Origin of the sequence: Erwinia persicina (genome assembly GCF_014838825.1) — a bacterium.
GTDB classification, from domain to species: domain Bacteria; phylum Pseudomonadota; class Gammaproteobacteria; order Enterobacterales; family Enterobacteriaceae; genus Erwinia; species Erwinia persicina_A.
This window is the reverse complement of record NZ_JACYMO010000003.1, coordinates 198,123-211,735: the sequence shown is the minus strand read 5'-3', so window position 1 is coordinate 211,735 and position 13,613 is coordinate 198,123. Positions and strand designations below refer to the sequence as shown.

At 57.7% G+C, this 13,613-nt stretch carries 10 protein-coding genes; 3 read left to right on the top strand and 7 right to left on the bottom strand.

The genetic code is table 11. From position 1 onward, the window contains the following. Positions 1 to 13: 13 nt before the first annotated feature. The 3 genes from IFU29_RS10145 to IFU29_RS10135 all read right to left on the bottom strand — a co-directional run bounded on the left by IFU29_RS10145 (position 14) and on the right by IFU29_RS10135 (position 5,332). A complete protein-coding gene (locus IFU29_RS10145) occupies positions 14 to 1,357 on the bottom strand; it encodes an EAL domain-containing protein (protein ID WP_191933831.1) in 1,344 nt (447 codons plus the stop codon). Between the two features lie 463 nt (positions 1,358 to 1,820). Next, complete coding sequence (locus IFU29_RS22495) at positions 1,821 to 3,101, bottom strand: lysozyme inhibitor LprI family protein (RefSeq protein ID WP_244633675.1); 1,281 nt, start codon at positions 3,099 to 3,101, stop codon at positions 1,821 to 1,823. Positions 3,102 to 3,256: 155 nt separating this feature from the next. Continuing rightward, a complete protein-coding gene (locus IFU29_RS10135; RefSeq protein WP_191933830.1) occupies positions 3,257 to 5,332 on the bottom strand; it encodes a DUF4034 domain-containing protein in 2,076 nt (691 codons plus the stop codon). 425 nt (positions 5,333 to 5,757) lie between these two features. On the opposite strand from IFU29_RS10135, the gene IFU29_RS10130 reads away from it, so the two are divergent. The 3 genes from IFU29_RS10130 to yjiA are packed head-to-tail and all read left to right on the top strand — an operon-like array spanning position 5,758 to position 9,145. Next, positions 5,758 to 7,911 carry a carbon starvation CstA family protein gene (locus IFU29_RS10130; protein ID WP_191933829.1) on the top strand — a complete coding sequence of 718 codons (2,154 nt, stop codon included), beginning with the start codon at positions 5,758 to 5,760 and terminating at the stop codon, positions 7,909 to 7,911. 57 nt (positions 7,912 to 7,968) lie between these two features. Next, complete coding sequence (locus IFU29_RS10125; RefSeq protein ID WP_062746071.1) at positions 7,969 to 8,172, top strand: YbdD/YjiX family protein; 204 nt, start codon at positions 7,969 to 7,971, stop codon at positions 8,170 to 8,172. Positions 8,173 to 8,185: 13 nt separating this feature from the next. Then, complete coding sequence (yjiA, locus tag IFU29_RS10120; protein WP_191934046.1) at positions 8,186 to 9,145, top strand: GTPase; 960 nt, start codon at positions 8,186 to 8,188, stop codon at positions 9,143 to 9,145. 1 nt (position 9,146) lies between these two features. Here yjiA and btsR read toward each other — a convergent pair whose 3' ends face one another. The 4 genes from btsR to IFU29_RS10100 all read right to left on the bottom strand — a co-directional run bounded on the left by btsR (position 9,147) and on the right by IFU29_RS10100 (position 13,534). Beyond that, entirely contained in the window at positions 9,147 to 9,866 is a 720-nt protein-coding gene (gene btsR / locus IFU29_RS10115; RefSeq protein ID WP_191933828.1) for a two-component system response regulator BtsR, read from the bottom strand. Then, positions 9,863 to 11,548 (bottom strand): sensor histidine kinase, encoded by a 1,686-nt coding sequence (locus IFU29_RS10110; RefSeq protein ID WP_191933827.1) that lies wholly within the window; start codon positions 11,546 to 11,548, stop codon positions 9,863 to 9,865. Before IFU29_RS10110 ends, btsR begins: the two co-directional genes overlap by 4 nt. A 148-nt stretch (positions 11,549 to 11,696) precedes the next feature. Then, on the bottom strand, positions 11,697 to 12,485 hold the full coding sequence (locus IFU29_RS10105; protein ID WP_191933826.1) for an ATP-binding cassette domain-containing protein: 789 nt from the start codon (positions 12,483 to 12,485) through the stop codon (positions 11,697 to 11,699). Continuing rightward, a complete protein-coding gene (locus tag IFU29_RS10100) occupies positions 12,482 to 13,534 on the bottom strand; it encodes a FecCD family ABC transporter permease (RefSeq protein ID WP_191933825.1) in 1,053 nt (350 codons plus the stop codon). Before IFU29_RS10100 ends, IFU29_RS10105 begins: the two co-directional genes overlap by 4 nt. Positions 13,535 to 13,613: the final 79 nt, after the last annotated feature.

Genomic DNA, 13,613 nt, shown 5'->3' with positions numbered 1-13,613 from the left:
TGAACTCAGCGCACTACTGGCTGAGTTCAGCCGCAGCCCCGTTCTGCTGTCCGGCGCTGTTCCTGCGCGCGAACAGGCGGAAATCGCCGAGACTGAGCGGACGGGAAAAGTAGAACCCCTGAAAGGCCGTACAGCCAAATCCCTGCATCAACAGCCACTGCTCCGCTGTTTCAATACCTTCCGCCAGCACCTCCAACTTGAGTTCCAGCCCCATGCGGGCAATATTCATGGCAATGACCGCCCCTTTCGGCCCCTCCGTTGCGCCAGAGATAAAGCTGCGATCGATTTTGATCTGCTCCAGCGGTAGACGGCGCAGATAATTAAGCGAGGAAAAGCCGGTTCCAAAATCGTCGAGTGAGAAGCGGAATCCCGCCGCCGCCAGCGCATTCATCTTCGCGACCACCGTCTCAATATCCGAGGCAAACACGCTCTCTGTCAGCTCAAGCTTCACCCGTGACGGGACAACGGAACGCACATCCGCCAGGTGGATCAGGCGTTCGACAAAATCTGCTTTCATCAGGTGGTCAACGGTAATATTGACGGAGATGGTCAGATGGTCCATCGCCGGATCGCGCTGCCACGTCGCCAGCGCGCTCAGGGCGTTGTCGATCACCCAGTCCCCCACGGCGGGCATCAGCCCGGCTCGCTGGGCATCGGGAATAAACTCAGAGGGGGGCACCATTTCCTTGCCCGGCTCCTGCCAGCGCAGCAGCGCTTCGGCCCCGCTGATCTGCCCGGCAGCATTCAGCAGCGGCTGATAAAAAAGAACAAATTCATTGTTATACAGCGCATGCTGGATGGCCCTGATCTTCTCGCTGCGCCGGGAAAAATCCACATGCATGGCCGCAATACCGCCGCATAAAATGACCGTTGCCGACACGGCATTAATCAGCGGAAGACAGAGGTGCAGACGATAGGGGATCGGGCGCGCAAAGGGATAGATCATATCGGCACTGCTGAAAATAATAAACGCCAGCAGCGTCACGCCCATCAGCACCAGCTGCGCCAGCGTATGCCTGCGCTGATAGTTGATGTAGCCGACCAGGGCAATGGTCAGCAGGTAGAGATGCGTGGTTCTGGGGATACCCGTTTCAGGCACGTCATACAGCAGGCAGAACAGGACGGCATAAAGCAGATGGACCAGCTGCGCCAGCATCAGCCCGGTGGAGAAATAACCGCCCGCGGCAATGCGCCAGCTGAAAAACGCCGCCATACCCATGATTAACAGAGAGATCACCAGCGTCCACTGCTGCATAATGGCAAACACCACCAGCCAGCCAACGGTGACGACCAGGCCGCTAAGGAAGGCCATCCTGCAGATATACTCAAGATGTTCTTCATTAGGGATTTTCAGCACTCTTTTTCCCGGCATGGCGCAGCTCACTCCGTTCGCAATTGAAGGGTCCTGAATTTTATATTGATTCCCCCCATTCTGGTCAGGCCATTATTCCCTGGGTGGACAGACTAGCACCACACCTTTTTAGGGGGTTTCCAAATTCACCAGCAAAAAACAATAAAATTAAGCCATTGTTTTTTAATTAAATTAAATATATAAAACCCGTTAAAAAACAGGTTTTAACAATTTTTTTGGAAAACGAATTCAGAAAAAAACAACCGCCAAAAGACGTCATAATGCACTTAAGTAAAATAAAAAATGCGCTGTGACCGCCACATTTCGTGGCTGCATAACCGCTCAGTGCCTGCCTGTCTGCGCCCCAGAGGCATCACCGAAGGTTAAAAAGATCGCCGCTTTGACGGCGAGAGGATGAAATAATCAGCCCGGCTGGCGGGCTGATTATTTCAGGCAAAAGCGGGCTTAATCATTTCCTGGCAAGGTAGATCTCTTCGAGGTGGAAATCACCGCCCTCATTGTAATAACTGTAAGAAGCGATAATCATATCTTCACCCCGGTAGTTCACGTAGTGCGGCTGCAGGAAGGCTTCGACCGGCAGAATTCGCTTAGTGGTTTTATCGGCGAGATCGGTTTTCCAGATACAGGCGTAGCCGCCCTCATTGTCAAAGTAGAATGAGGAATCACGCCCCCAGACATAGTTACGGTTGTAGCTGAAATCCGGGCCCTTTGCCGTGTCGGCCTGCGGCAGGAACACGTTCATACCGGCATCCGGCCGGTCATGCGGGAAGACGTACATCCCCTCATCAACCTCGCTGTTGCTGCGGTCAGCAGAGGCCAGACGCCACTGGCCATCAGGTGACGTCAGCCGGCTGTTGCACTCATTGCTTCCGCAGTACCCCACCCACTTGTTGATAGCGGGTTCACCGGCCGGGGGAGTTATCTCTTTGATCTCGCTGAGCTCTTTGTTGGAAACCTTCAGCGCATAGGCATGCGGCGTGGCAAAGTCGCTTTGGCTGTTCACCGTCACGCCCGGCGCGCGGTATTCTGCCACCGAGTAGCGGATATCGCCCTCGACCGTGTTGACGTTATCCAGCAGCGTCAGCACGAGGTTATAGCCCTCGTACACCGCCTGCACCTGCGGTTTCTCACCGTCTTTCAGACTGAGGAGAAATGCCCCTTTTTTGTCGTCTTTTTCAACATACAGTACGACAAACACTATCAGGTCGTTATTCACGATGCGGTAGGTCAGCGGGCTGAGATAATGCCCGCTGGTGCCCACGGTCAGATCGGTGACATCACTGGAGGTGATCAGCGGCCGGACGCGCCACGGCTCTTCGGTAATGGTGAAACCGGCTTCACTTTTTAATCCGGCAGCGACGGGTTTATCCAGCTTATCGCCCGGACGGGTAAAGATATCGCTAATCTTTTGATAAACTCCGGCACGCGACAGGGTTTTATTGCGCTCGATATAGCGCTGCTTGATACACTCCGCATCCACCCCACAGCGGTTTCTTTCTGCCAGCCATTTTCTCTGCTCACGCGACAGGCTGCCGACCGCAAAGCTGTTATCCATGGCTTTAACGAAATACCCATTGGTGACGTTATCCAGGCCGGAAAGATAGGGATCTTTGCAGATGGTTTGTTCCGTCTTGTTCAGACCGGTTAGCGAACAGTCGAAACCGGCGGCCAGCGCGTTCTGCGCCAGCATAGCCAGCCCAATCCCCAGACCGTATTTTAGCTTTATCATTCTTATTTCCTTACGCCCTTTCCATCATGTCATGCTGATTAGCAGGTGCTCAAATGTGTATTGTGGCGGGACAGAAGCCCGCCTGTCAGGCAGGAATAATCTACCGGAAAAAATAGCAAAAAGTACGACAAAGAAATGAAAGCGTACCGGCAGACTTACTCTGCCTCATCAAAAGTGATGGCCTGCCCACGTTCATCGATATGTTTCCGATCGCGACGGAACGCCATTGACGCCCGCAGCCCGCCCAAAAGGGCGCCACGCTGGTAAATCTCATCCGCCCGTTCGCGCAGATACGTATCCTGCGGATTGATCGCGAGACCGCGGTCAACCCACACTTTTGCCAGATAGCGGTTGGCCACGCATCCCGTCCCGGTGAAAAAGGCATAAGCATAATAGGCCGCAGCATACTCCTGATTCTCCGCGCGTTCATCACGCCACAGTTCACCCAGGACCTCCGCCACCGCCAGCTTCCGATCCGCATAGCTGGCATACTCACTGAAAAGGAGGAGCCCTGCCAGCTCACGCGTGGCACGCTGCCAGACCTCCAGAGAGACGTTGGGCGCTTTCATCACCGTGAAAAACAGGTCGCGCGCACGCTGATACTGCTCTGCATTGACGATGTCATTTTCCCGGGCAATGACATAACCGAGATTGTACTGGCACACCACACTGCCCGCCTCAGCCGCCCGCGCCAGCCAGTGCTGTGCCAGGGCTGGATCCTCATAGAGCGAAGCGTCGCGCCCGTAGCGCCGTGACAGGCTGCCGGAGTAAAGGTCATACAGACCGGCCATCGCCGATGCGTCTCCGGCCCCGGCGGCCGCATGATCGAGATAAATGCCTGCCTCCTCCGACACGGATTCAAACAGGTTCGCCGCGGCCTGGCCGATATCTAAGTCAGACGGCAGTGCCAGCCCCCGCGCGATCAGCTTTTCATGATCAAACTGCCCCGGTGCGATGCCGTAAAAACCGAAGCGACTTGCCAGACCCGCGACCAGCACCTCGTACTGGCTGTCACCCCACTGCTGACTGCGCTCAAGCCACAGCGGGCGCAGGCCAAAGCTGTCCTCAATACCGGCAAAATCCAGGCAGGCGAGTAAGGTGCTGAAGGCATCGCTGCTCCCCGGGTCGGCAACAGGGTGATCCACCTGCCATGCCCGCACCAGCGCATCGTAAGCCCGCTGCATCGCTGGTTGATCCCAGCGCACCTCACCCTCTTCTTCCGTACGGGCATAGTGGCTAACGAAATTAGCGTAACTGCGCAGCACGGCAGCGTGCTGGCGTGGGGTCAGGTTGAGGGTGAGCAGTGCGTCATATTCCTGCAAACAAAACGCAATATGTTCGCGATCGTCAGCGTCCGGCAACAGGGCCACATAGCCAAGATAGTCCCAGGCCTGGGTCATCCGCAGGCCATTACGTTCGTTTTCAGTCAGCCCGCTGCACCAGTCGCTGTCGATAAACGCTGACATCTCCTGATGGCTCCCCCCCCAGCGAGGGTAAAGAAAATAGACCCATGAACTGAGGATAGCGAAGAGGTTCGGCCGCGCGGCCAGGGTTAACCGCAGCCAGTAGAGCTTACTGTTGTCCCGCTCCTGCTCACTGCGCAACGGTAATAAAGGGGGTAACGTCGCAGGGATGATCGCCAGTTCACTGCCGCCTTCATCACGCAGGCGCTGAACACCGGCGGCCCAGAGAGCCGGATCAATCTCCGCCTCGCGCTGCGAATAATCCCCCGGCGCGATGCCCGCCGCCAGCGCCGCCAGCCACTGCGGCTCACCCAGATAACAGCTCAGACGGAAGATACGGAACAGAGCAAAGGCAGGCTTCGGGTGCAAAGCAACGGCCTGAAGACAGGCTGCGATGCCCAAATCCCGCGCCAGTTCGGCCCCCATCCAACGATCACTGGAGACGTATTCACCGCCATCCTGGGTACGAATACGCCCGGCGGCCCGCTCCCAGTAGCATCCCAGCAGAAGGTGCGCATGATAAGACGCCGGGTAGCGTCTGACCCATGCCTGCAGAAGAGACAGTGTTTCGGTGGCAGGCTGGAGTGAATCGAAGAACACATCGATGCTCCACTCGTAGTCATAGGCTTCGCTGATGCCGTTCAACCAGGGCCGGGACTGCTGTTCCAGTAACGTCTCCAGGGCTTCAAATTGCTGACCGACAAACAGCGCGTGCAGGTGCGCGCGGCGGCTGAGGATCGCGTCCAGAGGTTCAAAATGCGTGGTCATAGTAGGGCTTCTTCCTGAGTTTTCGTCCGCCAGTCCTGGCAGGCCACACGCGGCGAAAACGTGTCTGTGCTGATAAAGGGATGAAATAAGACAATGTATGAATATGTTGTTATATCAGTTAACAACGCAGGATTCAGAAAATAAATGGCCCTGAAATCCTCCCGTGATGGCTGCACCTCATCCCCGCCCGTCTCCACCCTGCGGCAGCGCTTATCCCGGCCTCCTTACAGTGAGACCCCAGTCACAAATTTTAATCCTCAGGTTAACGTGTAAAACCGCTTATACCACTCAACAACCGCTTACCCGCCCGATAACGCCACTCAACGAATTATCCCCCCTGGAGCCATTGAAATTCGCCACCATAGACCCGGTCTGAAAATGTGACAAACCGACTCATTATCATTTGATAAAAAACCAGGTCCCCTATGAATAAAAATAAACTATTCAAACACATACCCTGGATGATCCTTGGGATTATCGGCGCGTGCTGTCTGGCCGTCGTCGCGCTGCGGCGCGGTGAACATATCAGTGCGCTGTGGATTGTGGTTGCCAGCGTCTCGGTCTACCTGGTCGCCTACCGTTACTACAGCCTCTACATTGCGCAAAAAGTGATGCGGCTTGACCCGACCCGCGCCACCCCGGCGGTGATCAATAACGACGGTCTGAACTACGTACCAACCAATCGTAACGTGCTGTTTGGTCACCACTTTGCTGCCATTGCCGGGGCTGGTCCACTGGTCGGCCCGGTACTGGCGGCGCAGATGGGCTACCTGCCCGGCGTGCTGTGGCTGCTGGCCGGTGTGGTGCTGGCAGGGGCGGTACAGGACTTTATGGTGCTGTTTATCTCCCAGCGGCGTAACGGGGCGTCACTCGGTGAGATGATCAAAAATGAGATGGGCCCGGTGCCCGGCACCATCGCCCTGTTCGGCTGCTTCCTGATCATGATTATTATCCTGGCGGTGCTGGCGCTGATCGTGGTGAAGGCACTGGCTGAGAGCCCGTGGGGCGTATTTACCGTCTGCTCGACGGTGCCGATTGCGCTGTTTATGGGTATCTACATGCGCTTTATCCGCCCCGGACGGGTGGGTGAGATTTCGGTTATCGGCGTGATACTGCTGATCGCTGCTATTTACTTCGGCGGCGTGATTGCCCACGACCCTTACTGGGGCCCGGCGCTGACCTTCAAAGACACCACGATTACCTATACCCTGATCGGCTACGCGTTTGTTTCCGCCCTGCTGCCGGTGTGGCTGATCCTGGCCCCGCGTGACTATCTGGCCACTTTCCTGAAAATCGGCGTCATCGTCGGTCTGGCCATCGGGATTGTCATCCTCAACCCTGAACTGAAAATGCCGGCGCTGACGCAGTATATCGACGGCACCGGCCCGCTGTGGAAAGGGGCGCTCTTCCCGTTCCTGTTTATTACCATCGCCTGCGGCGCAGTCTCGGGTTTCCACGCGCTGATCGCCTCCGGCACCACGCCGAAGCTGCTGGCCTGTGAAACCGATGCCCGCTTTATCGGCTACGGCGCGATGCTGATGGAGTCCTTTGTCGCCGTGATGGCGCTGGTGGCCGCATCGATTATCGAACCCGGCCTCTACTTTGCCATGAACACACCACCGGCGGGCCTTGGCATCGTGATGCCGAACCTGCATGAGCTGGGAGGCGCTAACGCCCCGCTGATCATGGCGCAGCTGCAGGACGTGACCGCCCAGGCGGCCGCCACCGTCAGCTCGTGGGGCTTTGTCATCTCCCCGGAAGCGATCCTGCAAACGGCGAAGGATATCGGTGAACCGTCGGTGCTGAACCGTGCGGGGGGCGCACCAACGCTGGCCGTCGGGATTGCCCATGTGTTCGACAAAATTATGCCGATAGCCGATATGGGGTTCTGGTATCACTTCGGTATTCTGTTTGAAGCGCTGTTTATCCTGACCGCTCTGGATGCGGGTACCCGCTCCGGCCGCTTTATGCTGCAGGATCTGCTGGGTAACTTTGTGCCGTTCCTGAAAAAAACCGACTCGCTGCTGGCGGGCGTCGTGGGTACCGCTGGCTGCGTCGGGCTGTGGGGTTATCTGCTTTATCAGGGCGTAGTTGACCCGCTGGGCGGCGTGAAAAGCCTGTGGCCGCTGTTCGGGATTTCGAACCAGATGCTGGCCGCCGTCGCCCTGGTGCTGGCAAGCGTGGTGCTGATTAAGATGAAGCGGACGAAGTACATCTGGGTGACCATGCTGCCAGCCATCTGGCTGCTGATCTGTACCACCTGGGCGCTGGGTCTTAAGCTGTTCAGCAACAACCCGCAGATGGAAGGTTTCTTCTACATGGCCCGCGAGTACAAAGCCAAAGCCGCTGCCGGGGGAGCCGATCTGACGGCACAGCAGGTGAGCAATATGAATCATATTGTGATCAACAACTACACAAATGCCGGTCTGAGTATCCTGTTCCTCGTGGTGGTGTACAGTATTATCTTCTACGGCATTAAAGCCTGGCTGAAAGCACGCCAGGCCGATGGTCCGACGGATACTGAAACCCCGTATGTGGCCGTGCCGAAGGAAGGGGTGAAAATCGCTTCCGGCCACTGACACTGATCCGCGTTAACACGGCCCCGCTGCGGCGGGGCTCGTCGTTGGGAGTACCTGATGTTTGATAATCTGAACAGCGCGAAAAAATATCTCGGGCAGGCTGCGCGTATGCTGGTCGGCATTCCTGATTACGACACCTATGTCGAACATATGCAGAATAATCACCCGGATAAGCCGGTGATGACTTATAAAGAGTTCTTCCGCGAGCGCCAGCAGGCACGTTATGGCGGAGATGGAAAAGGCGGAATGCGCTGCTGTTGATAAGGAAAAAATGATGACACCTGTTGCTGTTACGGTACTGACCGGCTTTCTTGGCGCGGGCAAAACCACGCTGTTGCGCCATATTTTGCATGAACAGCAGGACTACAAAATTGCGGTCATTGAGAATGAATTTGGTGCCGTCGCCGTCGATGACCAGCTGCTGGGTGACAGCAGCGCCCAGATCACCACGCTGACGAATGGCTGCATCTGCTGCACCCGATCCGGCGAGCTGGAAGAGGCGCTGCTCGACCTGCTTGCGCGTCGCGACAGCGGTGAACTGACCTTTGACCGCTTAATCATAGAATGTACTGGTATGGCCGACCCCGGCCCGATCATTCAGACCTTCTTCTCTCATGACATCCTCTGCGAGCGCTATCTGCTGGATGGGGTAATTGCCCTGGTGGATGCAGTCCATGCCGGGCAGCAGATGGATCAGTTCACGCTTGCTCAGTCGCAGGTGGGCTATGCTGACCGGATCCTGCTGACCAAAACCGATGTCTGCGGAACGCCCCCGGCCCTGCTGGAGCGTTTACAGCGCATCAATGCCCGTGCGCCGATCCACCCGGTGATCCACGGCAAGATTGACCTGGCGCAGCTCTTTGATACCCGGGGCTTTATGCTGGAAGAGACCATTGTGACGCCAAAACCGCGTTTCCAGTTTATTGCGCCGCAGGAAAACGCCATCACCTCGGTGGTAGTGGAGCTGGATTATCCGCTGGCGCTGGAGGCGGTGTCTGCCGTCATGGAAGGGCTGCTGGCCGGGTTTGCCGACAGGCTGCTGCGCTATAAGGGAATGCTGTGGATTGCCGGCCATCCCTGCCGCCTGCTGTTCCAGGGCGTGCAGCGCCTGTACAGTGCCGACTGGGATCGCGAGTGGCAGGCGGATGAACAGCCTGCCAGCACGCTGGTGTTTATCGGCATTCAGCTGCCGGAAGCGGAGATCCGCGCAGCCTTTGCCGGACTGAAATCCTAGCCTACAGCCCGACGGTCTCCTTCAGGCTTTTCAGATAGCGCCGGCTCACCGGCACGGTGTGGCCGCCGCTGAGTAGCAGCTCGGCCTGACCGTTATCCTCCAGGCGGATCTCCTTCAGATGCGCCATATTCACCAGAAACTGACGGTGGCAGCGCACCAGCGGCGTGCGGTTTTCCAGCGTACGTAACGTCAGCTCGGTAAAGCCCTCTTTTCCCTGCTGGCTGGTGACATACACCCCGCTCAGGCGACTGCTGACGAACACCACCTCTTCCATCTGCAGCAGCCAGATACGGCTCAGGCCGCTGCAGGGTATACATTTCAGATCCTGCTGGCTGTCCGGCAGCACCGAGACATCCTGTCCGTGGCGATCGTGACGCAGGCGCATCAACGTTTTGTTCAGTCGCGTGGCCTCCACCGGTTTCAGCAGGTAGTCAAAGGCGTGTTCTTCAAACGCCTGCACGGCGAACTCATCAAAGGCGGTGAGAAACACGATCCACGGGCGTTCCTCCGGGTCGAGCATACTGACCATTTCCAGGCCGCTGATGCGCGGCATCTGAATATCGAGAAACAGGACGTCAGGGTGCAGCTTATGCACCATGCCGATGGCCTCAACGGCATTGCCACACTCACCCACGATCTCGATATCCGCTTCTTTCTGCAGCAAAACACGCAGGTTTTCGCGTGCCAGCGGTTCATCATCGACAATCAATACGCTAATCATACTGTTTCCTCCAACGGCAACCGCAGAGTGATGCGGGTGAGGCAATCCTTCTCACAGGTGACGGTGATGCCGTAAGCATCGCCATACCGCGCGCGCAAACGTTTATCCACCAGACTCATTCCCAGCCCACCGCTGCTCTCTTTGGGCTGGTACAGCCCGGCGTTATCTTCAATATCCAGCACCAGATGCTCCCCGTCGCGGCTGGCCTGAAGGGTGATTTCCCCCCGGCCCAGCAACTGCGAAGTGCCGTGCTTAATGGCATTTTCCACAATCGGTTGCAGAGTAAACGCCGGAAGCCGGTAGTACGCCAGCGCCTCCGGCACCCGCAGCCGGATGCTCAGCCGCGACTGAAAACGTGCCTGTTCGATCTGCAGGTAGGCGTTAACGTGCTCAATCTCATTCGCCAGGGTCACTATCTCCGAAGGCCGCTTCAGATTTTTGCGGAAAAAGGTGGAGAGATAGTGCACCAGCTGCCCGGCTTTTTCGCTGTCCTGACGGATCACCGCCATCAGCGTATTCAGGGCGTTAAACAGGAAATGCGGGTTCACCTGGGCGTGCAGCAGTTTGATTTCCGACTGAGCCAGCAGCGCCTTCTGGCGCTCATACTGCCCGGCCAGAATCTGCGCGGAGAGCAGCTGCGCAATCCCTTCGCCCAGCGTACGGTTAATCGAGCTGAAAAGCCGGTTACGTGCCTCGTAGAGTTTTATCGTGCCGATCACCCGCTGATTTTCCCCCCTGAGCGGGATCACCAGCGTCGAGCCCAGCTTGCAGTTCGGGTGCAGGGAACAGCGGTAAGGCACTTCATTACCGTCGGCATACACCACCTCCCCGCTGTCGATGGCGCGCCAGGTACAGGAAGAGGAGATGGGTTTGCCCGGCAGGTGGTGATCGTCACCGGTGCCGGTAAACGCCAGTAACCGTTCGCGATCGGTAATCGCCACCGCACCGATATCCAGCTCCTGATAAAGCACCTGCGCCACCTTCATGCTGTTCTCTTCGTTAAACCCCTGGCGCAGTATGCCTTCAGTAGACGCCGCCACTTTCAGCGCGGTGGTGGAAAATGCCGTGGTGTATTTCTCAAACATCGCCCGCTTATCCAGCAGGATGCGCATAAACATGGCGGCCCCGAGGGTATTCGTCACCATCATCGGGGCCGCAATGTTCTGCACCAGATGCAGCGCATCCTGAAACGGGCGGGCAATCAGCAGAATGATCGCCATCTGTACCAGTTCAGCCACAAAGGTAATGCCCCCCGCCGTCAGCGGACTGAAGACTTTATCGCTGCGGCCGCGTTTGATCAGAATGCTGTGCATCAGGCCGCCCAGCAGCCCTTCGGCAATGGTAGAAACCATACAGCTGAGGGCGGTCATTCCCCCCAGTGAATAGCGATGCAGCCCCCCGGTCAGGCCAACTAATCCGCCGACCACCGGCCCACCCAGCAGCCCACCCATCACCGCACCGATGGCGCGCGTATTGGCAATGGAGTCTTCAATATGCAGGCCAAAGTAGGTACCCATGATGCAGAAAATAGAGAAGGTGATGTAGCACAGCAGCTTATGCGGCAGGCGCACGGTCACCTGCATCAGAGGGATAAACAGACGGGTTTTACTCATCAGCCAGGCAATAACCAGAAACACACACATCTGCTGTAACAGCAGTAAAATCAACGTAAATTCGTACATATCCTGCAATCCGCATTCTCCCGTGCGTGCAACATACACCGGGCAGGGTGTTCTTTCCCAACCTCAATCCCTGAAATGCGAGCTGGTACAGAGTTTTTTTAGTGACAAAACGTCAGGAAAGGCAGCGGTACGCCCCTTCCCTGACGCATTAACCGGCGGTCGGACTGAACGGCTGGATCACCGGATTACCGACGCGATCGTGCAGGATCTCAACGTCGACGCCGTAGGTGGTGGCGATCAGTTCAGCGGTGACCACATCGCGCGGTTTACCGACAGCCTGAATTTTCCCCTGTGCCACCACCAGCAGGTTATCGGCATACTGGCAGGCCAGATTCAGGTCATGCAGCACAATCACCGTGACCCAGCCACGGGCGCGGGTTTCCCGCCGGACGAGGTCGAGGAGCGCCAGCTGATGCTTCACATCAAGGGCGCTGACCGGCTCATCCAGCAGCATCACCTGTGGTTCCCGCATCATCACCTGCGCAAACAGCGCCATCTGACGTTGACCGCCGCTTAACGAGGCGATATCGCGCCCGGCAAGGTGGGCGATACCCGCCTGCTCCAGCCGCTGCATCGCCGCTTCCAACGTCTCATCATCGATATGCAGCGACAACCTGCCCAGCCGTCCCAGCACCACCACTTCCAGCACCGTCAGACCAATATCGGCGCTGCTGTCCTGCGGAAGGTAGGCAAACAGCTCACGCCAGGCGTTGAGCGAACGGCCCGACGGCTTTCCCGCCACCAGCCGCTGGCCGGCACAAAAAATCTGGCCGGAAGCCAGCGCCAGTTCACCAAACAGGGCGTTCAGCAGCGTGGTTTTACCGGTGCCGTTCGGGCCGATCATCACGTGGATTTTACCGCCCTCCAGCCCGGCGCTGACGTCGTCGATGACCGCTCGCCCCTGACGACAGACAGAGACCCTATCAAGCTGGATCACAGCGCACTCCTTCGCGGGGAAAATATCAGCCAGAGCAGGAACGGCACGCCGACAATGGCAGTGACAATCCCCACCGGAAACAGCGCACCGGGCACGATGGATTTTGACAGCACCGAGGCGGCAGACAGCATCAGCGCACCGCTCAGGAGCGACATCGGCAGAGAAAAGCGCTGATCTTCCCCCACCAGCATGCGGGCAATATGCGGAGCGACCAGCCCGATAAAGCCGATGACGCCAACAAAACTGGTGGCAGTCGCGGTCATCACCGCGACAATCACCAGCACCTTCATCCGCAGACGCCGCACGTTAACTCCCAGACTGAGCGCACGCATTTCCCCCATCCGCAGCGCGGCCAGCTTCCACGCGTCCGCCATCAGCAGCAGGCAACACACCAGCGTCACCCCTGCCGTCAGGGCCAGCGTCGGCCAGGTGGCTTTGGTCAGGCTGCCAAACAGCCAGAATAAAATCTGCTGCGACAGTTCCGGGGCGGAGAGAAACTGGATCAACGACAGCATCGACTGGAACAGAAACAGCAGAGCAATGCCGCCGAGAATAATGGTTTCCGTACGCACCCGCCGCAGGGAAGCCAGCATAAACAGGAACAACGCCGCCAGCATGGAGAAAAGAAATGCCCCCACCGGCACGGCGATCATCGGATGAAGCCCGAAGCCGCCAGACGCCAGGCTTAACGCTGCACCGAACCCGGCCGCTGCGGCCATCCCCAGCGTGTAGGGGCTGGCCATCGGGTTATTCAGCAGGGTCTGCATCTGCGCTCCCCCGGCACCCAGCGCCGCGCCTACCACCAGCGCCATCAGCGCCATCGGCAGGCGAAACTCACGCACGATAGCATCGGTCATCGACGCACGTTCGCCGATCCCGGTCAGTGAACGGATCACCTCTGACGGGGCCAGCATCGAGGGCCCGGTCGCAATATCCAGCACCAGGCAAACGGCAGTAAGCAGAACAAAGAGAAAGACATAGCGCCAGCGTTTTCCTTCACGCAGGCGGTGTGCCGCAATGGCGACACGGTGGTCGGGAGGTGTGTTCATTTAGCGGTCCTGGGTATCACGCGGAAAAGCCGAACCGGCGGGACTGACCTCTTTCCGGTCAGCCCACAGGGGGATCAAC